Here is a 22,360-nt window from a genome sequence, read left to right as displayed (position 1 = left end):
GGCGGAGATCGTGGGATTGCAGGACACGAAGAAGAGCGTGGTGACGGGGATCGAAATGTTCCGAAAGGTAATGGATGAAGCGCAGGCGGGGGACAACGTGGGTATCCTGCTGCGAGGGATTGAAAAAGACCAGGTGGAACGAGGTCAGGTGATTTGTGCGGGGGGAAGCATTCAGCCGCACAAAAAGTTCAAGGGGCAAGTGTACATCTTGAACAAAGAAGAGGGGGGGCGGCACACGCCGTTCTTCAGCGGGTATCGCCCGCAGTTCTACGTTCGGACAACGGACGTGACCGGGAACTTGAAGTTGAAGGCGGGCGTGGAGATGGTGATGCCGGGCGACAACGTGGAAGTGGAGGTGGAGTTGTTGGTGCCGGTGGCGTTAGAGACGGGTGTTCGATTTGCGATCCGGGAAGGCGGTCACACCGTCGGAGCCGGAGTCGTAACCGAAATTTTGGCTTAAGAATTTAACTAAGAAGAGAGGGCAAGATCATGGCTGCTGATCGTTTCGTATTCATGTTGGCGTGTTCCAAGTGCGATAATCGCAATTATCATTACGTGCGGGGTCGTCGTCGAGAGAAAAAACTTGAGTTAAAAAAGTTTTGCTCCGCCTGCGGAAAACACACGCCTCACAAAGAAACCAAGTAATAGTCCTTACGGTTGGTGGGTGCCCATGGGGAGTTCTGGGAGTCTGTTTTGGCCCCTGGGGGCCAAGGACAATGTTGGCGTCGTGATCGACTTCTCATTGTTTCCTAAGACGCGTTAGAGGCGCGAAATCCCCTGAGGGGGCGTCGGTTAACTGGTAAACCACTGGTCTCCAAAACCAGGACTGGGGGTTCGAGTCCCTCCGCCCCTGCCATTTATAAAAACAAAGGAAGGGCGAAGTGACCCGGCCCTGCTCAAGCAGGGCGCGCTAAACGTGTGCCACAAGGTCACACAGCGCCCTCCGCCCCTACCATTTAAAAAACAAAGGAAGGGGCGATTGGAAATGTAAGTTTAGCGGGTTCTGTCCCCATTTTTTTTGTAAATGTTTCCTGTCGAATAGGGTGGGATGAAAATGCTGATCGATTTGTCTTTGGTTCTTCGACGTTAATTTATTTTATTGACGTGGGACGTCTTTTAAACTATTATTTGCACGCCTTTCTGATTCAGTGTTATCCCACAAATCCCGATGGACGGTTTTAATAAGTTTAAAACTGTTGGGTTGAATGGAGAGATACCTTGGGAAAGATTCGAGAACTCTTTCAGTTTTTTCGCGAAGCGTATGAGGAACTTAAAAAAGTTTCTTGGCTAACTCGTCCGCAGATGATGGCTTCCACATGGCTTGTGATCCTTCTGGTCATTGTGTTTGCTGTTTTTGTGGGTGCGTTGGATTTTGTTATTTCGAGAAGTTTTAATTTTATTATCTCCTAACGAAAGGACATCCCTGTGGCCCGTGGCTGGTATGTTATTCATACGTATTCTGGACATGAAGATAAGGTGAAGGCTCTGGTTGAGAAAACGGCAATTCAGCAAGGTCTCAATGAGAGGATTTTTCAACTTTTGATTCCCACCGAAGATGTTGTGGAACTTCGGCGAAACAAAAAGCAAGTCAAGAAACGGAAGTTTTTTCCTGGCTATGTTTTGGTTGACATGGATGTTGACAATCAGACCTACTGGATGATTCGAAACACCGCTGGGGTGACCGGATTTTTGGGTGGAGTGAATCCCACATCGTTGCCTGAATCGGAAATTCAGTCCCTTCTTCAACTCACGGTGGCGCCCCCAGATCACAAACCGCGTCCCGCTGTCTTGTTTGACAAAGGGGAGAAAGTCCGTATTAAAGAAGGGCCTTTCCGTCACTTCTTTGGTATGGTGGAAGAAATTAATGAAGACCGGGCCAAGTTACGGGTCACGGTGGATATTTTTGGGCGATCGACGCCCGTTGAGTTGGACTATCTGCAAGTGGAGAAACTTTAATGGCCCCTGTCAAAAAAATAAAAACCCAAATCAAACTTCAAATTCCTGCCGCTGGTGCAAACCCGGCCCCTCCTGTGGGGCCCGCACTGGGCCAACATGGCGTCAATATTATGGATTTCTGTAAGCAATTCAACGATCGAACGAAGACCATGGAAGCCGGGATGACCATTCCGGCTGTCATCACGGTTTTTGAAGATCGTAGTTTTACTTTTATTACAAAAATGCCCCCCGTTTCGGCATTGATTAAAAAGTCTGCGGGATTGGCTAAAGCCAGTGCCCAGCCGAACAAAACCAAAGTGGGAAAACTTACACGCCCACAATTGGAAGATATTGCCAAAACCAAAATGCCGGATTTAAATGCCCCGGACATTGAGGCCGCTATTCGAATGGTGAAAGGCACCGCCCGCAGCATGGGTGTGGACACCGCTGAATAATTTCGTTCCACGACTTCCCGACACCTCTCTTCATCTACGGTGAAAGAGAGGGAGCCTGCCGGAGGCGGTGTATGCCGACCCGGGCGCGGGGAAGAAAGAGAGATTCCTTCCATGAGACGTCGCATTAAAGAACTTCAAAAACAAGTTGACCCCGCCAAGCGTTATTCCATAGAAGAAGCTGTCTCATTGGTAAAACAGACCGCGAAAGCTAAATTTGATGAAACGGTTGAAATTCATGTGCGTCTCGGTGTGGACGCCAAAAAAGGCGACCAAAATGTGCGGGGAACTGTATCTCTTCCCTTTGGAACAGGAAAATCAAAAAAGGTTGTGGTGGTGGCGAAAGGGGATAAGTTGAAGGAAGCCCAAGACGCTGGTGCGGATGAAGCGGGGGAAGCGGATATCATTGAAAAAATTTCAAAGGGGTGGTTGGATTTTGATGTTTTGGTGGCCACTCCTGACGCGATGCGGGACCTGACGAAACTTGCCAAAACGCTAGGGCCCAAGGGTTTGATGCCGAATCCGAAATCAGGAACGGTGACGTTTGATATCGCCCGTACGGTGAAGGAACTAAAAGCGGGGCGGGTGGAGTTTAAGATGGATTCGACGGGGATTGTCCATTCTATTTTGGGCAAGGCATCGTTCCCTGTGGGAAATTTGGTCGGGAATGCGCGAGCCTTCTTAGAAGCCATTGAGAACGCGAAACCGTCAACGGCGAAGGGTACCTTTATTCGAACGATCGCCATGTCCTCGACCATGGGGCCCGGTGTTGGAGTTGTTACGGAATCTGTTAAAAAATAACTTTTTTAAAAAACGTTTCTTAAAAAAACCCAGCCCACCAAAAGGCTGGGTTTTTTTATTCGCTAAAAACTGACCCGGAAAAGTACCACCGCTCCTTAATCTTTCGAAATAAAAAGATGCCGATTTGAACATGGCCGGTGGGTTCTGATTTTAACTCCTCAGCGGTGGGTTCTTCCCGGCGGGCGATTAACGCTTTCATCGAATCGCGCAGGGGGCCCCAAGAATGGGGGTCGGCTTCCATCAAGCGTGGCCAGAGCCGTTCAAATTCCCGGGGGATGAATTTCTTCTTTCGATCGTCCTCAAGGGGGCCTTTCGTTTCGAAAGGGAATTTCGTGATGGATTGAATGACCCTCGTGTTATTGTCTAAAGCCGCTTGTCGAAAGGTAATCCAAAAAAACCGAAACACGTCGACTCTCTCCCGAACCTCCGGTGTGGTGGGAGATGAATGTCGAGTAAAGGTCCTCGCTGAATTCGAAAAAGAAACTCCCGAATTTTTTGAAGGAGTGGGATGGGGCTCTTGGGAGGGATGGCTATTTGTTTCGGGGGCCATCTGTCTGAGAGGAAAATCCCGGCCTATTTTTGCTCCCACAAAATACAATTTTCCTTTGATGTTTCGAAAACGAAAAGAACCTATTTTTATTTCGCCGTTTTTTAGAGCGTTGCGCTCTTCTCTAGTCAGTTCTTCTTTCCCCAGGAGAAAGGGTCTCATGGTTTCTTTTCCAATTTCGGTGTCCATGAGGAGGTGGTACAGCGGTGGAAAAGTGGTTCGAGAATGGTGCTCTATCTTGCCATCCGAAGTTGTTATCTCGAAAGGGAAATAGGTGACTGAAATTAACTTGTCGATGTTGTTTTCCAAGAGTGCGGAACGAAATTGATACCAATAACGGATTGACGGGTCGGCCTTTTTCACACGAGGTTCTCCCGCTTGGGCTGGGGCCAAGAAAGGAAAAATCAGTAAGGCGAGCAGATTAAAAACAAGGAGAGTTAGGTTATCTTTTTTTAGCATGGGAAGGTCCTATTGTAATGGGTAATGAATTGTCGGTTAAGCCGAAATCTTCAGTTGGATCGCGGGATTCAACGAAAAATCCAGACCTTTTTCCTTCCCAAAAAAGTTTGTCCGTAGTCCCCGCGACCGCGCTAGCGGAAGTGCCGCGTGGGAGCGGCCTACGACCTGCACTTTTTTGTTCGTAAAAAAGACCGTTTTTCCCGTCTCGCATCAGCGGCTCTGCCGCCTCAGGTGCCAGGCTCTCTGAGCCTGGCTGGTCCTCGCGCCCAACGGAAGACTCCGGGTTAATCGAGTTAATTCCGCGCATTTGTTGCAGTCTCCACAGGGACGTAAACGTTTGGGATTAAGGCAGGAAAAGACAAGATGGAAGGGAAGGTTTGGAAATAATTTGAATACTTTTTGTTTTGAGGTTTTTCGGAATGGGGCCCCAATTCGAATTTTTTTTTCAAGGCCGTGAGTTAACGCCTGTCCCATGGACCGAAAAAACTGAGGGGTGGCGTCTGGAAAGGGGTTCGACGCAAGAGTGCCTAGGACGATATCTTTATAATCGTTTTTTGCAGCGTATATCCCTGCCTGGGAAAGCAAAGCAATGTTTCTTCCAGGCAAATAGACCGAGGGATCTGGGGAACAGATTCCTGGGACGCCTTCCCCTGTGAGACTCCAATGGGTTCTGTATTGGCTTTTAAATGAATTCTCTAGCACAGAGAGGGGCAGAAGGCCGGAAGGTTGGTAAGCGGCGAGGAATTTCTTAAGCCAATAAAGTTCAGCTTTTTCCCATCGCAATCCGAACCGACAATAGAGGGGCTGCACCAGGCGATAGCGTTGTACCGCCCAAGCGAGTAGGGCCGCGCTGTCGAACCCTCCGCTGGTCAACACAATCACTTTCTCTCGACGAATCATGCCACTACTCTAGCAAACCAACGCTGGAGACGAAACTGCTACTATTTTCCCATGACACATTTAATTCTAGATACCGCGGCACGGGCTCGGGGTGAAGAATTGGTCTTGGATGAGCTTTTCGATTTGCGTCTCTATGAGCGCTTGCGTGGTGTTTCACGCGGAGGGCTATCGGAAATGTTGGACCGGCTGGTGGCGGTTGAAGCCAAGCATTACGCGTTTTGGCAGGATTTCTTTTCGATTCGACGGTCCGATCTGGATTGGGGACGCCGTCTCAAATTATCCCTTGTGACGGTGATCTGTCGCATGGTGGGCCCTTCCGCCATCCTCTTGGTTTTGGAGGGAATTGAGGTGTATGGGATCCGAAAATATTTGACCTTGTGGGACACGTATCGGGATACCCCGTTTGGGCAGGCACTCAAAGACACCCTGATGGATGAGTTTCAGCATGAGGACGAAATCGTTTCCGGTTTCTCGGGTCGGAAAATAAATCCGGAACGGGTGCGGGGAATCTTTCTTGGATTTAACGATGGGTTGGTGGAAATATTGGGGGCCGTTAGCGGTTTTTTTGCCGCGTTGCGGGACCCCCCGTTGGTTTTGGCCGCAAGCGTGGCCGTGGCCGTGGCGGGGGCTCTTTCTATGGCGGCGGGAGCCTATGCCGCCACAAGTTCTGAACGAGAGATTGAACGGGTACAGAAGGGGAAAGCCCTTTTCCTGGGACAAAAAGATTATGAAAATACACCCGGATCTCCTGTCTCCACCGGTGTTCTTGTGGGCATCAGTTATTTTATTGGGGCAAGTCTTCCCGTGTTGCCTGTCCTCTTTGGAGCGAGGAACGCTCTGTTTTCTGTGGCGGCGGGCGCTTTAGCAACGGTTGTTGTTTCTTCTGTCTTGGCGTTTTTGTCCGGTATGGATGTCCGGCGCCGGATCGCTTTAAACCTGGGGGTGATCGCTCTTGCGGTGACCATTACGACACTGATCGGGGTGGTGGTCCATCGTTTATGGGGTGTCTCCCTTTAAAGGGGATTCATTGCTTGAGCCCGGAGGATAATTTGATATGGGACTGAAAAGAATTATCGCTGTTTTAGGGCTATTCCTATGGGGGGTGATTCCTGCGGCGGGATTAACCCACCGCGACTGGGCGGACCCCCTTCAGTCTCTGGCGCGATCATCTTCCCCCTTGAAATTAGCAAGTTCTTTTTTAGTGGCCCGGGACACGGGAACGGTTCATCAATTTCGGGAATCGTTGATCGCGCGGGGAAAACCGGAAACCGCCAACCAGATCTGGTTCTTAGAAGAACTTTTTGCTGGGAATAACGCGGGAGCGGCGCAGGCCCTTGAACTTTTGGATCGGGCTTCGGTATGGACAGAGGACCAGGAAAAGTATTTGAGCCGGCTCACGGAGATTCAGCGGGGGTTCGAAGAAACCAAATCGGACATGTTTCATGTCCGGACATCCTCGGCGGAGGCTTTCCTTTCTCCTTACGTGTTGGCCGCCTTGGAAAACGCTCAATCGCGTGTGGCGGAATTTTTGGGGTCTTCTTCCACTCTTCCCGTTCCCGTCGAGATTTATACATCTGTTGATGATTTTGTTTTCGCATCGGGGTATTCAATAAAAACATTGGAACGGACAGGGGTGGTTTCTGCGGTTGTGTTCGGTCGTGTTATGGCGGTTTCCCCGGGGGCGACCGTGTTCGGATACCGTTGGATTGACGCGTTGGTTCATGAACACGTGCACGCGAGCCTCGCCCCTATTTCCGGGGCTCTTTGCCCCAACTGGTTGCAAGAGGGGACCGCTCGTTATTTGGAGCTGCTTTGGCGTCACTCGGCCGGATTTGTTCACCCGCCTCGGGATCGTGCCCTCCTGACGCGAGCCGTTTTGTCGGAAGGAGGGAAAGGCTTGTTGTCCTTTCATGACCTGGACGTTTCCTTCCGACACCTTTCTTCTCCAGATCAAGTGGACTTGGCGTTGGCGCAAGTGGCCGATGTGGTCCACTTTATCGTGAATGAGTTCGGTGAGGAGAAACTGCGGGCTTTACTCCGTTCTTTTCGAGAATCGAGCCGATCGGATGGTTTTCGCCTCACCCTGGGAATCTCGGAAGGGGAATTGGAAAAAAATTGGCGGGACTCGTTGGCCGACTTGACTGAGAACCCTACTGAATTAGAGCGGGGGGCGCTTGGGTCTGTGGTTCGATTTGGGTTTGAGACGGAGTCTCCTTTGGTCGTGGGTGAAGTGGAAAGGCGGATCCGTTTGGGCGACGGTTTGCGAAAAAAAGGGGCGTCCGAAGCGGCGGTCCTGGAATACAAAAAAGCGGTGGAATTTGCGCCGGACAACGGGGTGGCTTTGGCACGCCTGGCCGGGGTTTATCAAACCATGGGTCGAACAAAATCAGCGGAAGAGCTTCTCGTGCGCGCGACGGCAAAGAACCCGGCTTATGTTGTCCCTTTTGTCCTTTTAGGGGAACTTTATTTTGAGCAGGGGCGGTATGAGGAGACTCAAGGGGTGTTGCAACAAGCCCTTGAAATCAATCCGTTCGATTCCAAGATACATGAACTCCTGGGACTTATTGCCGTGGATGTGGGGAACTTCGCCCTGGCGCGCCAGTCCCTGGAATTGGCGTTGCGATTTGACCCGGATAACGATGACCTCCGGCGGGTTCTACGTCGCATGCCGAAGGGAAGGTAAGTTTTTTCGGATGAATGAAAATGGTGGATCACGCGGCAGGCGATCTGGGGAATTGTGGGAGCGGATTCCGGCCCCGTGGAGCGGGCGGCTTGCCCATTTGGGTCGATCTGCGGCTGAACGGGGGATATCCGCGGCGCTTGTGGGCGGGTGTGTACGAGACCTGTGGTTGAATTTGTCTCCAAACGATTGGGATGTGGTTATCGAAGGGGCTGTGCCTTCACTGGTTCGTGGGGTGGCCAAGGATTTATCGGCTCGTTTGATTGAACACCCGCGGTTTCGGACGTATACCCTGGAATTTTCTGATGCCACGCGAATGGATGTTGCTACCGCGCGGTCGGAAGTCTATCCGAAGCCAGGCGAACTACCGGTTGTTCGTCCATCGACTTTAGCGGAAGATGCTCGCCGCCGGGATTTTACGTCCAATGCCCTTTATCTTAAACTCCATCCCTATTTTGGAGAAATTTGGGATCCCACAGGTGGCCGAGAAGACATGCGGGCCGGGCTTCTCCGCGTCTTGCATGAAAAAAGTTTTGTTGACGACCCTACTCGTCTCTTCCGCGCCGCCCGCTACGCCGCCCGCTACGGTTGGTCCGTAGAAAATAAGACTTTAAATCTTATCCAAAAAGCGGTGGGGGAAGGGCGTCTTCTCTCTGTCAGTCGGGTCAGGCTTCGGCACGAACTGTTCCATATCTTGGAGGAGGTGAATCCCACCCCCGCCTTGCGGTTGGCTTGGGAATGGGGGTTGTGGAAGTCTTGGGATGAACGTTTGTGTTTTTCAGAGAAAAAGGGTGACCAGATAACAAACCTCCCACGAGAACACCCTCCCGCTCAAAGGTTGGCCGCTTTTTTGGGGCCGGATCCCTTGATCGCCGAATCAGTTCTTAAAGGTTTCTCCACACCGACGGATTTACGTCGACGGGTCATCGGGTTCCTTCTGTCGGGGGCGGGACGCTCTTTTTCTTGACTTTTCCCTCCTAAAAACTTAAAATCCAATTCAATTTTACGACGATAACCTTCTATGACTCCTCTTATCCCTGTTCTCTCTGGAATGCGGCCCACCGGAAAATTGCACTTGGGCAACTATTGGGGTGCGCTTGTACCCTGGATCAATCTCCAAAAGGGGGAAAAACATCGGTGTTTTTTTATGGTGGCGGATTTGCATGCCCTGACGACCGGGTATGAAGACACCAAGGATCTCCAAGGCAACATCCACGATATGGTTTTGGATTGGTTGGCGGCTGGTTTGGATCCTGAAAAATGTGTTTTTTTTGTTCAATCCAGGGTTCCCGAACACTCCGAGTTGTCGTTGATTTTCTCCATGATGACCCCCTTGGGGTGGTTGGAACGGATCCCCACGTATAAAGAGCAATTGCGAGAGATCTCGGGAAGAGAAATCACCACCCACGGTTTTTTAGGGTATCCTGTGCTCCAGGCCGCGGACATCCTTCTTTACAAGGCTCAAGCCGTCCCCGTGGGGGAAGACCAGCTCTCGCATCTTGAACTGACCCAGGAAATTGCTCGACGTTTTAATCGTTTGTATGGGAATGTGTTTCCTGAACCCAAGGCGATTTTGGGCCACGCTCCTCGGGTTCCCGGTTTGGACGGCCGTAAAATGTCGAAATCTTATGGGAATTCTGTCGAATTAAGTGATACCCCCGAAATCTTGTGGCAAAAAATTCAGAAAATGTTTACCGATCCATCCAAACTTCGCGCCAACGATCCGGGACATCCTGACGGATGCGTTGTTTTCGCTCTGCACAAGATTTATAATCGCGACGCCGCTGTCCGGGAAAAGGAATGTCGGGAAGGGCAGATCGGTTGTATGCCTTGTAAAAAACATCTGTTGTCTCTTCTCGATCCTTTGAAAGAAATTCAGGAGAAAAGGGCCCAGTTGGCCCAAACGCCGAACCTGGTTCGGGACGTTTTAGAAGACGGTACGGGACGGGCGCGGGCCGTCGCCCAAGAAACATTGGCGGAAGTTCACTCTGTTTTGGGCCTAAGGACAAAATGACCGAAACCACCATGAACGAAGTGAAGCTGGACGTGTTCGAGGGGCCCCTCGACCTTCTGCTTTATCTCATAAAGAAAAACGACCTGGATATATACGATATCCCCATTTCACGTATCACCTCGGAATATCTGGGCGTGTTGGACCTCTTGAAAGACATGGATTTGAATTTGGCAGGAGAATACTTGGTGATGGCTGCCACGTTAATGCAGATCAAAGCGAAAAGTCTTCTTCCCGCGCCTCCTTCCGATGCGGAAGAAGAAGACCCTCGAACCGATCTCGTTCATCGACTCCTTGAATACCAACGGTTCAAAGAAGTGTCCCGACATCTTGAGCAGAAGCTTCAGTCCGCGAAAGACGTTCATTTTCGGGGATCACCGGTTTTGAACGACATCGATTACACCATGGAGGCGTCCCTGTTTGATTTACTGGACGCTTTCCGGGATGTTTTAAAGAATCTCAAACCGCGATTCCGGGAAATCGATACGGATGACATCCCGATCGAAGTTAAAATTAAGGACGTTTTGGCGTTTCTGGCGTCCCGTCCGTTTGCGACCTTCAAAGAAATATTGCAACGGGAATCCACACGGCGTGGTTTGATTATTACGTTTTTGGCGGTTTTGGAACTGATTCGATTGCGGCAGATTGCGGCGCGGCAAACAGAATCTTTTGGAGACATTCGTGTGTACCATGCAAACGCGTTGCCCTCGGAGCTTCAAACGGAACCGGTGGCTCAAGAACCGGAAACGGTTCCGGTGGGACCTCTTCCGGATAACCCAGAAGGTTTTGGTACGCCCCCCTCGGAGGGAAAGTGATGGAACGTGACGAACGGAAAAAAGTTTTAGAACTATTGCTGTGGATGACAGACCGTCCACTTAAGGCGACGGAAATCGTTCATATTTTGGGGGATTCTTCTTTTACGGAATTGGAACTGCGTGAAGATCTCAATATTCTTGGGCGCGAATTCGATGACCGTCAGGCTCCCTATCACGTGGTGGAAGTGGCCCATGGGTTTCAGTTGGCTTCGCGGCCCGCGTTCAGTCAATGGGTCCGGAAGCTGTATAAAGAAAAGACAGCTCTACGCCTTTCACCTTCAGCTTTGGAGACTTTGTCTATCGTGGCGTACAAACAACCTTTGACTCGAGGAGAAATTGAAGACATCCGTGGGGTGGACGTGTCCGGCACATTGGAAACACTTTTGGAACGAAAACTCGTTAAAATCGTGGGACGAAAAGAGGCGTTGGGTCGTCCGCTCCTGTATGGAAGCACGACGGATTTTATGAAACAATTTGGGCTCCGATCGTTGGACGAACTTCCGCGGTTGGAGGAGCTGGTCCCGTCAGATGATTCCGTTCCCACGGAGCCCTTGGCGACCGAACCCCCTTTAGAAACTCTGAGCGAAACGGACATTCCGCCCGAAGGTGTGGCGGAAGTTCCGGTCGCTGAAACGCTCGAAACCCCCGTGGAGGAACCCCGTGCCTGAACTTCGTCGCGATCCCGTGATTGGTCGTTGGGTCATTATTTCAACCGAAAGGAGTCGGCGCCCGGTTGGGTTTTCGACTCATCGGGAAAATCAGGGGTCCGTCCCCTGTCCTTTTTGCCCGGGAAATGAAGCCAAGACACCTCCGGAAATTTTTGCGCTTGGTCCCCGCGGACGAACTCCCAATACGCCTGGATGGACGACGCGTGTGGTCCCCAATAAGTTCCCTGCGCTTCAAATAGAAGGGGATTTGCATCGGTCGGGTGAGGATCTGTTTGATCGTATGGATGGTTTGGGAGCTCATGAGGTTATCATTGAAACGGACGACCACAACCGCGAGTTGGAAGATCTTAGCGAAGCCCAAATTGCTGATGTTTTGGGAAGTTGGCGCGACCGAATTTTGGATCTAAAAAAAGACCCGCGGTTTGAATACATTCTTGTTTTTAAAAATCGGGGGTCCGCGGCAGGGGCTTCTTTGGCGCACGCGCATTCCCAATTGATCGCTACGCCCATGGTCCCGATCCGAGTTAAACAAGAGCTCCGAGGGGCCGAAGAATATTTTGAACAAAAGGGACGGTGCATCTTTTGTCAAATTCTTGAGGCGGAATTGAATAAAAAGGACCGTCTTGTTGAAGTGAACGATGATTTTGCTGTCCTCACTCCCTTTGCCAGTCGGTTCCCTTTTGAAATGTGGATTCTTCCCCGGGCGCACGCTTCCAATTTTGATGGATCATCAGAAGCGACCTTGCGTTCTCTCAGTCGAACATTGAAGAGTGTTCTTGGGCGATTAAATAACGTGCTCGACAATCCTCCTTACAACTTTATCATCCATACCAGTCCTTTGAAAACCAATCGTTTGGCACATTTCCATTGGCACATTGAATTGATGCCGAAAATTGTTCACACCGCGGGGTTCGAATGGGGCGCCGGCTTTTACATCAACCCCACTCCGCCGGAGCAGGCGGCCCAGTATCTTCGCGAGGTGAGCAACGGTTTTTCCGCGGGATGAGAATCCTTTTTACCGCGAGTGAAGCGGTCCCCTTTATCAAAACGGGGGGGCTGGGCGATGTGGTGGGGGCGCTCTCGGTTGCTCTCAAGAGCGCCGGCCACGATGTTCGTTTGGTCCTTCCATACTATCGCGGGATTTCTTCTGATTTTCCACCGTTAACCCTCCTTCCTTTTTCACTTCGTGTTCCCCTGGGGGATGGCGCGGTTCTGGTGCGGGTCTATGAAGCGACTTTTTCGGCCCGCTATCGTGTCTATCTGGTGGACAGCCCTGATCATTTTGACCGGGATGGTGTTTACGGAGAGCCGGGCGTTTCTGAGTTTTTTGACAACGACAACCGCTTTATCGTTCTGTCTCGGGCAACGTTGGAAATTGCCAAAACCGTTGGGTTTCGTCCGGATATTATTCACGCGCACGATTGGCAAACGGGTCTCGTTCCAGCTCTCTTAAAAACGGTTTATCGTGACGATCCCTTTTTCTTACCCACCGCGTCCGTTTTTAGCATCCACAACATTGCCTATCAAGGAATTTATCCCAAACAAACTCTCCTAAAAGCAGGACTTGGATGGCCGGAATTTACCCCAGATAAAATCGAATTTTATGATCAAGTGAATTTTCTAAAGGCGGGGATCGCATACGCCCATCTGGTTTCGACTGTGAGCCCCAGCTACGCGGCGGAAACCCAACGAGGGGAATTTGGGGTGGGTTTGGATGGTTTTCTTCGCACCCGTTCTTCAGAATATTTCGGTGTATTGAACGGTTTGGATACCCGATATTGGAATCCACGGCAAGACCCCTTTTTGCTCCGCCGGTACTCGCCCAAAACTTTGTCGGGACGAGTGGCCTGTCGCGAAGATCTTCAGCGGGGCTCCGGTTTGGATGTGGACCCGAAGGCCCCTCTTTTTGGGATGGTGTCTCGGCTTGACCCTCAAAAAGGGATAGATATTTTGTTGGCTATTCTTGAGGATTTTTTAAGCGACGGGTGTCAGGCCGTTTTTTTGGGACAAGGGAACCCCGGTTACCAGGCATCTCTCCTGACCCTGCAACGGAAATATCCGGGGCGGGTCTCTGTCTCAACGGATTTCAATGAACCCCTGGCCCATAAAATATATGGCGGGGCCGATATTTTTCTGATGCCCTCCCGTTTCGAGCCTTGTGGGTTGGGCCAAATGATTGCGCTTCGCTATGGGGCTGTCCCCGTGGTGAACCCCACGGGAGGCCTTTTGGATACGGTGGCCCCTGTCTCAGAGGATGGAGCGAAAGGCGTTGGGTTTGTCGCGGACCGGGTTGAGACGGGGTCCTACCGGTCGGCCTTGCAAACGGCCGTGAGGTTTTTGAGGACGAATCCTCAGGGATGGCGCGCGTTGGTGCGACGGGGGATGGAACTCTCTTTTGATTGGAAAGAATCTGTGCGTCACTATGTGGATCTGTATCGGTTGGCCCAATCTAAAAAACGTGCCTCTCAGGCAGAGGCCTCAAAAAAGAGTTCATTTTGAAAGAAGCCAGAGAGTGATGGGCGGGAACGTTTCCAAGGCATGGTCCCCCCGCGGGGCGGCTCTTTTTTTTGCAGGGGTTTGGGTAACGCTTTTTGTCGTGCATTCCTTGGGGGCCCGTTGGCAATGGGAAAAAGACAACACGGTTGAAATTTGTGTGGATGGGTCTGAAATTGAACTTTTATCCGACCAGGATGATGAAGAGACCTGGAAGACACTGACCTTTTTCAAGGAAGCGGGAGTTTCAAGTGTCGCTGTTTATTGGGATCCCACCCGGCCTCTTCGGTTGTTGACGCGAGAATGGGCTTCCCGTATCCCTGAAGGTCTCAGCCTCACTCTTCGGCCTGAACCTGTCCCGTTCTCCGATTGGTCCAAAAAATGGCCGGGCGTTGCTCGTCCAACAGCAGGGGGGCCTCCCCTACGGAATGTTCTTTTTTCAGGGGCGGCGGTGATGGGCTATCCGGATCTTTCCCCTGTCAAAGAATGGTTGTTGGAGACCGACAGTCATCTCCCTTGGGTCGAGTTCGGCCGTCAGAGGGGAATGTCTTCGTTGAAAGATTCTTTCCCCAACCGTGTTGTGCGTGCCCACACACTGCTGGAGGACGAAATGTCTCTTGCCAGTCGTGCGGCGGTGCGGGGGCGGCTGTTGCGGGCGGTGCGGGAACGGGGAGTGCGGTTTCTTTATATTCGGTTGTTTCCAGGCCTTTCAACCGAAGCCAATAAGGAATTTTTGGTTTCCTTAACGACGGCTCTCCAGGCCGACGGATGGCGGTTGGGGCCCGCGAACGCCCGCTTCAACGAATGGCCCGCCCCGTTGATTCCTTTCTCCCAAAGGCTCCGGTTATTGTTCGCTTTTGGGGTGTCGGTTGGGCTCCCCTCTTTGGCCTTCATGTGGGCTCTGCGTCAACGCTCTTCCGCGCGAGCTTTTATTGGATTGACGGGGGCTGCTTTGGGAACGGGACTCCTGGTTTCCGCTTTTTTGTCCACACCCTCCTTTGCCCTTGGCTTTTCTGTTTTTCGCGGGGTGAAAGCGGCGCTTTTGCTTCCCTTGCTTTTGGCACTTTTTACGCTTTACCGGGCGGATGAATTACGGCACATTTTTTTGGAGGTTGTCACTGTGGGCCGTCTGGTTTTGGGGATTGCGGTCCTGGGAGCGGTCGCCTACTTTATTCTTCGCATTGGGCATGGAACGGTGGCGGATGCTTCCTCCCTCGAACTCGTTTTGCGGGGGCATTTGGAATCATTTCTGGGTGTTCGGCCACGCTTTAAAGAATTTCTCATTGGGTATCCCCTTCTGTGGTTGGGATTTTCTCTGCGAGAGAGGTTGGGAAGAGAGACCCCTTTTCTTCCTGGCGGCCGAGGTCCTTTGCCCCAGGCCCTTCGATTTGTTTTTCACGACGCGAGGCCCTTTCTTCTGGTCGGATTTATTGGTCCCCTCTCCCTGGTGAACACGTTTTGCCACGCCCACACGCCCCTGTGGGTGTCCTTGACGCGAACATTTCATGGGGTCTGGATGGGGACCGTTGTCGCGGGGCTCCTGTTTATTCTTCTTCGATGGGCTGAGGGTCGGTGGAACAGGTTGGCCTAAATCCTCCTCCCCTTCTGGCCGGATATTTCGGTAACGGAAACGCTGGGGACGAAATGATACTTCAAATGCTGCGCGGGGCCTTGGGCCCCGCTCCTTTTTTGTCGGGGCCTTGGCCCGTAGGGGGGCCCGCGGTTCCTCGGTTTCATCTCTGGCGAGTGCTCTTAGAACTTGGTCGATCCCGGGCACTTGTTTTGGGCGGGGGAGAACTCTTTCAATCCCGAACCAGCGGCCGAAGCCTGGCGTATTATTTATCACTCCCTCTTATTGCACGAATGTTAGGACGACCCTTGTTCGGTTTCAGTCTGGCTTTGGATCCGGACCTCGGGAGTCTTGGGAAAAGATTAACCGCTATTTTGCTGCAAAAAGCTTTGGGTGTCTGGGTTCGAGAGGAGACGTCCCTGAATTTCCTTTCACGGCGTCGGGTTGCCGTTCGGTGGATGCCGGATATCGTTTGGGCGTGGCCCACGGCGACCCCTAAGCCTTCCCCTTCTCTCCGACGAGTTTTATGGATTCCCCGGTTCCCTTCAGAGATCAATGCGGGCGGTGGATTTGGGGGCGCTCTCCGATCCGTTTCCCCTCACTATCAATACGGGTTCCTCCCTCTGCATCCTATGGAGGATCGGATCCCCTTGGCCCAATGCCGACAGGGTTTTCCGCACTTTCATCGGTTGGAAACGTGGCATGTGCCCGGAGATATTTTTGAACGGATCGCGGCGTATGATTTGGTGGTTACCATGCGTTATCACGGGTTGATTGCCGCGGTGTTGGCGGGCCGCCCGGTGATTGCGATCCCGGGGCACGGGAAGGTACGGGACTTGGCTCAAGAGTTGGAGGTCCCGATGATTGAACCCGGAGCCGTCGCTTCAACGGATTGGGCGCGGGTGTTCCGGAACGCCTTTGAGATGGGCCCGCGATCTCCGGGCGTACGGCCCGCCCAAGCGGCAATGGCTTTGAAAGACCTTCTCCGGGATCTCACAGCCCTTTCGCTCCATAATTAGTAAAATCTCACGGGAATGACCGCTCCATTGCCTAACGATAAGCTAAAAAAAAGACTTGAAACCCTCATCCCTGAACTGAGGCGGCGAGCTCTTCGACCGAAACCTCAGCGGAGGGAATATCCTTTTTTCGTGATTCTTTTGGGTTTGGGGATCACGGCTGGATTTTGTTTCGCGATGGGGGGACACACTCAACGGTTGGTCGAGGGGTTTGTTCAACGGGAAACGCGGGATTTTCGGTTTGAAGTTTTCTTGACGGAGCATGTGGATCGGTCTTTTCTTGAGGAACGTTTTTTGTCAACGCCGGGAGTTCGGTCGGTCCGGTTTGTCACCCGCGAAGAAGCCCTGGGGCGAGCGCAGGACGATCCTTCTTTAGTGGACGCGTTAAAACTGACGGTGAGGAATCCCCTTCCCGAATCGTTTGAGGTGGTGTGGGATCCCGCTTTTCTCGCCCCGGCCCACATGGTGTCAACGGCGGAGAAGTGGAAGCAACTCGAAGGCGTTTATCAGGTGGGTTACGACCGTTCCCGTCTGGATCGTTTAGCTTTGTTGGGGCGCGTGCGAGATGAACAGAGAGTGTTGTTTTCGGCCCTTCTCTGGGGTGGAGCGATGGTTCTTGTTTTGGCCTTCGGGCGACTTCTTTTTTCCGGACCCTCTTTGGCGAGAGCCGTGTCTCCTCTGTGGGGGGCGGTTGTCGGAACGTTGGGCGGGGGGGGCGGAGGGATTGTCCTTTTCTTGTGGTTGGGGACCTGGGAACCCCTTGGTGTCTTGGCGGGAACGTTTGTGGGTCTTTTGGGAGGCCTCTTTCGCGGACGAGAAAAAGAATGACCTTCTCTGCTCGCGCCTGCTTCCTGCTGGGTTTTGTGGGCGTTTGTGCGGTGGTGGGGGCGAAAGAGTCTGTGGAATCTAAACGGGATGGCTTAAAAAAAATCCAGTCGGAAATAGAAGAAAAACGACAGGAAAAGAAAAACACATCACGACGGGTTCGGGAATTGCGAAAAGAAGTGGATCGGATTTCCACGGAATTGGAGAGCGCGCGGAAAGCGTATTCGTTGGTGGAAAGCCGATTGATTAAGGCGGAGAAGACACGCGCGGAAGCCGAGTCGCGGGTCCGATCTTCTCGACACGATTTAGGGGAATGGCGGGACCGTTTGTCCTCAGAGACTCGGGATTACTTTATCCGATGGTCTTTGGGATCGGAGGGGTCCTTTTCCAGTTTGATGTATGAAAAAGCTCTGTTGTCCGATCGGGCTGCCAGTCTTTCTTTTGCGGAAGAGAATCACCAAAGCGTACAATCCCTACGGGATGATCTGGCGGAAGCCGAAGAAAATTTGCGGCGGCTGCGGTTGGATAAGCAGCGGGAAGAACGACGGGCCGAGAACGCCCGGGGGCGCATGCGGGATTTACAAAAAACGGCGGAAGGGCGTCAGATGGTTTTGGATCGCCAGCTCAAGGAACTCCATGTCTCCGCTCGGAAGTTTGAGAAGAAGATTGCCGATTTGCTTTTGAAAGAGAAAGAAGCCAAGGCTTTGGCGGCCAAAAAGGCCAAAGCCACGGTTGTGCCAACAGTCAAAGGTGTGGGGAACAAGTGGCGAAGGCGATTGCCCTGGCCTGTGGCGGGACCCGTGGTGGAAAAATTTGGGCGTACTTTAAACGCCGAGGTGGGGGCCCCGACCATATCCAACGGGGTCCTTTTGCGCCCGATGGCCGGGGCCACGGTCCGTGCTGTTCAAGAGGGTGAGGTTCTTTTTGCGGGGCCTTTTATGAATTACGGTTTGATGGCGTTGGTGAGCCACTCGGACCATGTGCACACCATTTACGCCCAACTGGGAGGCCTTCAGTTGACACGCGGTCAAAGGGTTATGGCCGGCGATGTCGTCGGCGATCCCGGGCGGGATGAGAACGGGCGTCCCCAGGTGTATTTTGAACTTCGGGTCGATGGGGAACCAGTGAACCCTGAAGAGTGGCTTAGAAACTAATTTCGCCGTGCAACACGTTGTTTTAAGGAGAGTTGTCCTATGAAAAAAAGAGCGATGCTTTATTCTTTTCTATTCGCGGGCCTGGTTTTGGGAACGGTTTTGTCTCCGGTCCGTTCGGCTGTGGATGAAACGTACCGCCAAATCAAACTTCTGGTGGATATCCTTCAGCACGTCCGTGAACAATACGTAGAAGAAACAGACCAAAAAAAATTGATTTATGGCGCGGCGGCGGGAATAGCGCGGAGCTTGGACCCTTTTAGCCAGTTTATGGAGCCTGAGGCCCATAAAGAGATGAAAACCGAAACTCACGGTCAGTTTGGAGGGCTCGGCATTCGAATCGCGGTGCGGGACGGGTGGTTAACGGTGATTACCCCCATGCCCGATACCCCCGCGTATCGGTTGGGAATTTTGCCGGGCGATAAAATTGTGAAAATTGAGGGGGAAGTGTCGCAAGGGCTAGCGGTGGAAGACGCGGTCACTCGGCTCCGGGGAAAACCAGGGAGCAAAGTCACCATCACCATCGCTCGCGAAGGCGACAAGGAGCCCCGTGATTTTACGATCACCCGGGAGGTGATTAAAATATTAAGCGTACGTTCCACCCTCTTAGAGGAAAACATCGGGTATGTAAAACTCAATGAGTTTATTGAGACAAGTGAAGCCGATATGCGCAAGGCGCTCAAAGGGTTGAAAGGAAAAGGAATGACCTCTTTGGTCCTGGACCTTCGTAACGATCCTGGCGGGTTGTTAACCTCGGCCGTGGATGTCACAAAATTGTTTATCGGTGATTCAAAGATCGTGACCTATACTCAGGGACGCGCCCAGCCGCGGCAAGATTTTTTTGCAGACAGCAAGGCCCCCTTTGACGATCTTCCTTTGGCCGTCTTGGTGAACGGGGGGTCCGCTTCCGGCTCCGAAATCGTGACAGGGGCCCTTCAGGACCACAAGCGGGCGATCATCATTGGGTCGGAGACCTTTGGGAAAGGGAGTGTTCAGTCCGTGATCCCGCTGGATGACGGCTCAGCGCTCCGTTTGACCGTGGCCAAATACTACACGCCGAATGGGCGGTCCATTCATCGGGACGAGACCACGAAGAAAGGGGGGATTACCCCGGACATCGTCATCAACGTTCCAAAAGAAATTGAAGCCAAGCTTTACATGCAGGCCGATGAACTTTACGCGAAAGATAAGGCCCCCATGTCCGTTGTAAAAGAAGAAGACCGTGTAAAAGATGAGGTGTTGGAGCGCGCCATTCAGATTCTCAAGGCGGAAGCTGTTTTTCAGCAAATGAAACGTTGACCAGGAGCTCTCCTTTCGTGAGAAAGAAAGGGTTTTCTTCTGTTCGTGGTGGTATTCTTATGGACGCGTTTTTAATTTTGGTCCTGTGTGTCGGAGGGGGCGTGGCGTGGTGGACCCGGGACCAGTGGATCGGGCGGGTGTCGTCCTTCAAAATGCCGGCGCTGAAATCGCCCGCTTTTTTGTCTGCGTTTTCTTCGCGATCGGGTGTCCCTCGGCCCCCCACAGCCGATTTGTCTCGCCAAAGCGCGACGGCCCACGCGCGGTTTCGGAAATTCCTGGGCCGAGCCGGTGTGGGGGACGCGCATGTCCTTAAAAACTTTAATGAAGAACGACGAGAGGGGGGGGTGGTTTGGATTGAATCCACCATTGAGATGGCGCGCCCTCTCTCTTTTCAGTCGGGGGTGTTTTTGGAGCGCGTCGTTGAGTTTCTTTCCAACAGTGGGTTGGTCCTGATGCGCGATGAAACGGAACGGGGAATATGGCTCATGGAATTTGGGGATCGGGACCATGTTTTTCAACGGGTTGTGATTCGTGATCAATGAGTGTGAACGAGATTCTTTAAAAGGCGGCAATGGCCCATGAGTAAAATGATTCGCGTTCTCGGTATTGAGACTTCTTGCGATGAAACTGCCGCGGCAGTGGTGGAAAACGGTCGCCACATCTTATCGAACGTGGTTTCCAGTCAGGTGCCCATCCATCAACCGTATGGGGGCGTTGTCCCCGAATTGGCTAGCCGGGCTCACGTAGAGACGGTTCAGGGGGTGGTGGAGGCGGCGTTGAAGGGGCAGACCCCACGTGGAGCGGCTCCTTTCCCCAAAACGCTCCCTGTGGATATGGTGGCGGTGACCGTCGGCCCAGGGTTGGTGGGCTCTCTTTTGGTGGGAAAGGTCGTGGCGGAAATGGTGGCGTGGGTTTACGGGAAACCCATTATTGGGGTGAATCATTTGGAAGGCCATCTCCTGTCCATTTTGCCGGGTCACCCGGATTTGGAGCCTCCGTATCTCGCCCTTGTTGTTTCGGGGGGCCACACAGAATTGGTCCATGTCCAGAACTACGGGAAATACCATGTTTTAGGACGAACCCGGGACGATGCCGCTGGGGAAGCTTTTGACAAGGTGTCCCGTTGCTTGGGGTTGGGCTATCCGGGCGGGCCCGCCATTGATCGTGCGGCGCAGAAAGGGAACCCCGCGGCGATCCCGTTTCCGCGAGCTCTTCTGGGCGAAGGGTTTGATTTTTCTTTCTCAGGATTAAAAACTTCAGTGGTTTATTATCTTCGGGATCATCCTGAAATTCGTGATTCTAAAAAAAAGGTGGCCGACGTTTGCGCCAGTTTTCAGGCGGCGGTCGTTGACGTTTTGGTCAAAAAAACCGTGGCCGCGGCGGATACTTTGGGGCTTCGCCATATTGCGGTGTGCGGCGGGGTGGCCGCCAATAGCGCGTTGCGGGAGGGTTTTGCCGTTCATGGGAAAAAGCACAAGATTCATATGGCGTCCCCTCTTCTTTGCACGGACAATGGGGTTATGATTGCGGTTGCGGGATACTATAAGCACCTCCGCGGTGGGCGCGTTTCCGAACCTGAGCCTCTCTCTGTGGATTCAACCTTGGCCATTGAAAGCTGGGGATGACCGTTTTGTCTCTCCGGAAGGCGACCTCCCTCATGCCCATAGGTGCCAATCCCCGAATCGGTTCCCTCCAATTGGAGAACCCGTTTATCTTAGCCCCGATGGCCGGCATTGGAGATCCCCCCTATCGGCGGCTGTGTCGTCGCGGTGGCGCGGGTCTGGTGTGTGCTGAAATGGTCTCGGCCAATGCTCTTCACTACAAAGACGAAAGGTCTCATCGAATGCTGGCCACTTTTCCGGACGAACATCCGATCAGTATGCAGGTGTTCGGGAACGATCCCGAGCGTTTGGCGGGGGCGGCTCAAGCGGCGGAAGCGGCGGGTGCCGACGTGGTGGATCTCAACTGTGGATGTCCTGTTCCTAAAATCACTAAAAGTGGCGGCGGTATCTCGCTCATGAAAGAGGAGTCTGTTTTTTCCCGTTGTGTGGGGGCCATGGTTCGGGCGGTTCGGGTTCCTGTGACAGTCAAAATGCGTTTGGGTTTTCGTCCAGGAGAAAACCGCGCGGTTCGGTTCGCCCAAATCGCCCAGGATCAAGGCGCGGCCGCGGTCTCCATTCACGCGCGCTCCCAAGAGGACCGGCACGACGGCCCGCCTAACCTGGAGGCCTTAAGGCTTGTGGTTCAAGCTGTGGACATCCCCGTCTTTGGAAACGGCGGGGTGCATGCCTATGAAGATGTTCGGGCGATGATGGATATTTCCGGTGTGGTGGGGGTGCTTGTGGGGCAGGCGGCCATTGGAAATCCATTCCTTTTTTTGGAGTTTTTGTCGGCGCGAGCCGGTGGCCCCTCTTCTTGGGCCGTTCCGGTACGTGAGCGGTTTTCCCTCTTGCGAGAACACGCCAAAATGATCGTGGAGTATTACGGGGAAACCGTCGGTATTCGGCGATTGCGAAAATATCTTTTCTCTTATGTGAAAGGTCTTCCGAACGCTTCGGCCTTTCGGGGTTTGGCCAATCGGGTTGATCGTCTGGATGCGTTTTTAGCCTTATTGGGTGATTTTGAAACAAAACTCAGTGGAATTTCGAACGATGGTGCAGGAAACGATTGACGCGGGGGTGCCCCACTCAAACGTTTTTTTTGTCTGGGGTCGATGCTTTATCCAGGCTCTGTTTTCC

At 52.6% G+C, this 22,360-nt stretch carries 24 protein-coding genes and 1 tRNA gene; 23 read left to right on the top strand and 2 right to left on the bottom strand.

Translation table 11 applies throughout. The annotated features are described in order from the left end of the window. From tuf to JNK54_03625, 7 genes are all read left to right on the top strand, one after another. The coding region (tuf, locus tag JNK54_03655) for an elongation factor Tu (GenBank protein ID MBL8023362.1) at positions 1 to 460 on the top strand (460 nt) is incomplete at its 5' end. A gap of 29 nt (positions 461 to 489) precedes the next feature. Beyond that, positions 490 to 645 (top strand): 50S ribosomal protein L33, encoded by a 156-nt coding sequence (rpmG, locus tag JNK54_03650; protein ID MBL8023361.1) that lies wholly within the window; start codon positions 490 to 492, stop codon positions 643 to 645. A 136-nt stretch (positions 646 to 781) separates the two neighbouring features. Continuing rightward, positions 782 to 856, top strand: a tRNA-Trp gene (locus tag JNK54_03645). A gap of 362 nt (positions 857 to 1,218) precedes the next feature. After that, positions 1,219 to 1,410 carry a preprotein translocase subunit SecE gene (gene secE, locus JNK54_03640; protein ID MBL8023360.1) on the top strand — a complete coding sequence of 64 codons (192 nt, stop codon included), beginning with the start codon at positions 1,219 to 1,221 and terminating at the stop codon, positions 1,408 to 1,410. Between the two features lie 15 nt (positions 1,411 to 1,425). Beyond that, the gene (gene nusG, locus JNK54_03635; protein MBL8023359.1) at positions 1,426 to 1,956 is read left to right on the top strand and encodes a transcription termination/antitermination factor NusG; all 531 of its coding nucleotides are present in this window, start codon (positions 1,426 to 1,428) and stop codon (positions 1,954 to 1,956) included. Then, positions 1,956 to 2,390, top strand: a complete 435-nt coding sequence (gene rplK / locus JNK54_03630; GenBank protein ID MBL8023358.1) for a 50S ribosomal protein L11 — start codon at positions 1,956 to 1,958, stop codon at positions 2,388 to 2,390. Before nusG ends, rplK begins: the two co-directional genes overlap by 1 nt. A 111-nt stretch (positions 2,391 to 2,501) precedes the next feature. Then, the gene (locus tag JNK54_03625; protein ID MBL8023357.1) at positions 2,502 to 3,188 is read left to right on the top strand and encodes a 50S ribosomal protein L1; all 687 of its coding nucleotides are present in this window, start codon (positions 2,502 to 2,504) and stop codon (positions 3,186 to 3,188) included. A 55-nt stretch (positions 3,189 to 3,243) separates the two neighbouring features. Here JNK54_03625 and JNK54_03620 read toward each other — a convergent pair whose 3' ends face one another. Both JNK54_03620 and JNK54_03615 read right to left on the bottom strand, forming a co-directional pair. Next, positions 3,244 to 4,194, bottom strand: a complete 951-nt coding sequence (locus JNK54_03620) for a hypothetical protein (GenBank protein ID MBL8023356.1) — start codon at positions 4,192 to 4,194, stop codon at positions 3,244 to 3,246. Between the two features lie 210 nt (positions 4,195 to 4,404). Further along, positions 4,405 to 5,094, bottom strand: a complete 690-nt coding sequence (locus JNK54_03615) for a 7-cyano-7-deazaguanine synthase (GenBank protein MBL8023355.1) — start codon at positions 5,092 to 5,094, stop codon at positions 4,405 to 4,407. A 51-nt stretch (positions 5,095 to 5,145) separates the two neighbouring features. Here JNK54_03615 and JNK54_03610 point away from each other — a divergent pair, with 51 nt between their 5' ends. From JNK54_03610 to dusB, 16 genes are all read left to right on the top strand, one after another. Beyond that, positions 5,146 to 6,111: a VIT1/CCC1 transporter family protein gene (locus JNK54_03610; GenBank protein MBL8023354.1), complete on the top strand. Its 966-nt coding sequence runs from the start codon at positions 5,146 to 5,148 to the stop codon at positions 6,109 to 6,111. Positions 6,112 to 6,148: 37 nt separating this feature from the next. Then, on the top strand, positions 6,149 to 7,777 hold the full coding sequence (locus JNK54_03605; protein MBL8023353.1) for a tetratricopeptide repeat protein: 1,629 nt from the start codon (positions 6,149 to 6,151) through the stop codon (positions 7,775 to 7,777). Positions 7,778 to 7,874: 97 nt separating this feature from the next. Further along, positions 7,875 to 8,741 (top strand): CCA tRNA nucleotidyltransferase, encoded by an 867-nt coding sequence (locus JNK54_03600; protein ID MBL8023352.1) that lies wholly within the window; start codon positions 7,875 to 7,877, stop codon positions 8,739 to 8,741. A 54-nt stretch (positions 8,742 to 8,795) separates the two neighbouring features. Then, entirely contained in the window at positions 8,796 to 9,788 is a 993-nt protein-coding gene (gene trpS, locus JNK54_03595) for a tryptophan--tRNA ligase (protein MBL8023351.1), read from the top strand. Beyond that, entirely contained in the window at positions 9,785 to 10,600 is an 816-nt protein-coding gene (locus JNK54_03590) for a segregation/condensation protein A (protein MBL8023350.1), read from the top strand. The genes trpS and JNK54_03590 overlap by 4 nt, the downstream gene beginning before the upstream one ends. Beyond that, positions 10,600 to 11,268 (top strand): SMC-Scp complex subunit ScpB, encoded by a 669-nt coding sequence (gene scpB, locus JNK54_03585; GenBank protein ID MBL8023349.1) that lies wholly within the window; start codon positions 10,600 to 10,602, stop codon positions 11,266 to 11,268. The genes JNK54_03590 and scpB overlap by 1 nt, the downstream gene beginning before the upstream one ends. Continuing rightward, positions 11,261 to 12,274 (top strand): galactose-1-phosphate uridylyltransferase, encoded by a 1,014-nt coding sequence (galT, locus tag JNK54_03580; GenBank protein MBL8023348.1) that lies wholly within the window; start codon positions 11,261 to 11,263, stop codon positions 12,272 to 12,274. The genes scpB and galT overlap by 8 nt, the downstream gene beginning before the upstream one ends. Next, positions 12,271 to 13,767 (top strand): glycogen synthase GlgA, encoded by a 1,497-nt coding sequence (gene glgA, locus JNK54_03575; protein ID MBL8023347.1) that lies wholly within the window; start codon positions 12,271 to 12,273, stop codon positions 13,765 to 13,767. The genes galT and glgA overlap by 4 nt, the downstream gene beginning before the upstream one ends. A gap of 13 nt (positions 13,768 to 13,780) precedes the next feature. Beyond that, positions 13,781 to 15,352: a hypothetical protein gene (locus JNK54_03570; protein ID MBL8023346.1), complete on the top strand. Its 1,572-nt coding sequence runs from the start codon at positions 13,781 to 13,783 to the stop codon at positions 15,350 to 15,352. Then, positions 15,334 to 16,350, top strand: a complete 1,017-nt coding sequence (locus JNK54_03565) for a polysaccharide pyruvyl transferase family protein (protein MBL8023345.1) — start codon at positions 15,334 to 15,336, stop codon at positions 16,348 to 16,350. The genes JNK54_03570 and JNK54_03565 overlap by 19 nt, the downstream gene beginning before the upstream one ends. Before the next feature lie 15 nt (positions 16,351 to 16,365). Continuing rightward, positions 16,366 to 17,175, top strand: a complete 810-nt coding sequence (locus tag JNK54_03560; GenBank protein ID MBL8023344.1) for a hypothetical protein — start codon at positions 16,366 to 16,368, stop codon at positions 17,173 to 17,175. Further along, positions 17,172 to 18,326, top strand: coding sequence for a peptidoglycan DD-metalloendopeptidase family protein (locus JNK54_03555; GenBank protein MBL8023343.1), 1,155 nt, complete (start codon positions 17,172 to 17,174; stop codon positions 18,324 to 18,326). The genes JNK54_03560 and JNK54_03555 overlap by 4 nt, the downstream gene beginning before the upstream one ends. Before the next feature lie 39 nt (positions 18,327 to 18,365). Further along, positions 18,366 to 19,622 carry a S41 family peptidase gene (locus JNK54_03550; GenBank protein MBL8023342.1) on the top strand — a complete coding sequence of 419 codons (1,257 nt, stop codon included), beginning with the start codon at positions 18,366 to 18,368 and terminating at the stop codon, positions 19,620 to 19,622. Between the two features lie 17 nt (positions 19,623 to 19,639). Continuing rightward, complete coding sequence (locus tag JNK54_03545; protein MBL8023341.1) at positions 19,640 to 20,164, top strand: hypothetical protein; 525 nt, start codon at positions 19,640 to 19,642, stop codon at positions 20,162 to 20,164. Between the two features lie 36 nt (positions 20,165 to 20,200). Beyond that, a complete protein-coding gene (gene tsaD / locus JNK54_03540) occupies positions 20,201 to 21,247 on the top strand; it encodes a tRNA (adenosine(37)-N6)-threonylcarbamoyltransferase complex transferase subunit TsaD (protein MBL8023340.1) in 1,047 nt (348 codons plus the stop codon). Continuing rightward, positions 21,244 to 22,293 carry a tRNA dihydrouridine synthase DusB gene (gene dusB / locus JNK54_03535; protein MBL8023339.1) on the top strand — a complete coding sequence of 350 codons (1,050 nt, stop codon included), beginning with the start codon at positions 21,244 to 21,246 and terminating at the stop codon, positions 22,291 to 22,293. The genes tsaD and dusB overlap by 4 nt, the downstream gene beginning before the upstream one ends. The last annotated feature ends 67 nt before the right edge of the window (positions 22,294 to 22,360 follow it).

It is taken from the genome of Elusimicrobiota bacterium (assembly GCA_016788905.1).
Lineage (GTDB): Bacteria > Elusimicrobiota > Elusimicrobia > FEN-1173 > FEN-1173 > JADKHR01.
Note: the sequence above shows the minus strand (reverse complement) of the source record. Positions and strands in the feature narration are given on the sequence as shown.

Excerpts from the sequence above, each read along its gene's own strand:
- rpmG (MBL8023361.1), top strand. The coding sequence starts at position 490 with ATGGCTGCTGATCGTTTCGTATTCATGTTGGCGTGTTCCAAGTGCGAT.
- rplK (MBL8023358.1), top strand. The coding sequence starts at position 1,956 with ATGGCCCCTGTCAAAAAAATAAAAACCCAAATCAAACTTCAAATTCCT.
- JNK54_03625 (MBL8023357.1), top strand. The coding sequence starts at position 2,502 with ATGAGACGTCGCATTAAAGAACTTCAAAAACAAGTTGACCCCGCCAAG.
- JNK54_03620 (MBL8023356.1), bottom strand. The coding sequence starts at position 4,194 with ATGCTAAAAAAAGATAACCTAACTCTCCTTGTTTTTAATCTGCTCGCC.
- JNK54_03615 (MBL8023355.1), bottom strand. The coding sequence starts at position 5,094 with ATGATTCGTCGAGAGAAAGTGATTGTGTTGACCAGCGGAGGGTTCGAC.
- JNK54_03610 (MBL8023354.1), top strand. The coding sequence starts at position 5,146 with ATGACACATTTAATTCTAGATACCGCGGCACGGGCTCGGGGTGAAGAA.
- JNK54_03605 (MBL8023353.1), top strand. The coding sequence starts at position 6,149 with ATGGGACTGAAAAGAATTATCGCTGTTTTAGGGCTATTCCTATGGGGG.
- trpS (MBL8023351.1), top strand. The coding sequence starts at position 8,796 with ATGACTCCTCTTATCCCTGTTCTCTCTGGAATGCGGCCCACCGGAAAA.
- JNK54_03590 (MBL8023350.1), top strand. The coding sequence starts at position 9,785 with ATGACCGAAACCACCATGAACGAAGTGAAGCTGGACGTGTTCGAGGGG.
- scpB (MBL8023349.1), top strand. The coding sequence starts at position 10,600 with ATGGAACGTGACGAACGGAAAAAAGTTTTAGAACTATTGCTGTGGATG.
- glgA (MBL8023347.1), top strand. The coding sequence starts at position 12,271 with ATGAGAATCCTTTTTACCGCGAGTGAAGCGGTCCCCTTTATCAAAACG.
- JNK54_03560 (MBL8023344.1), top strand. The coding sequence starts at position 16,366 with ATGACCGCTCCATTGCCTAACGATAAGCTAAAAAAAAGACTTGAAACC.
- JNK54_03555 (MBL8023343.1), top strand. The coding sequence starts at position 17,172 with ATGACCTTCTCTGCTCGCGCCTGCTTCCTGCTGGGTTTTGTGGGCGTT.
- JNK54_03550 (MBL8023342.1), top strand. The coding sequence starts at position 18,366 with ATGAAAAAAAGAGCGATGCTTTATTCTTTTCTATTCGCGGGCCTGGTT.
- tsaD (MBL8023340.1), top strand. The coding sequence starts at position 20,201 with ATGAGTAAAATGATTCGCGTTCTCGGTATTGAGACTTCTTGCGATGAA.
- dusB (MBL8023339.1), top strand. The coding sequence starts at position 21,244 with ATGACCGTTTTGTCTCTCCGGAAGGCGACCTCCCTCATGCCCATAGGT.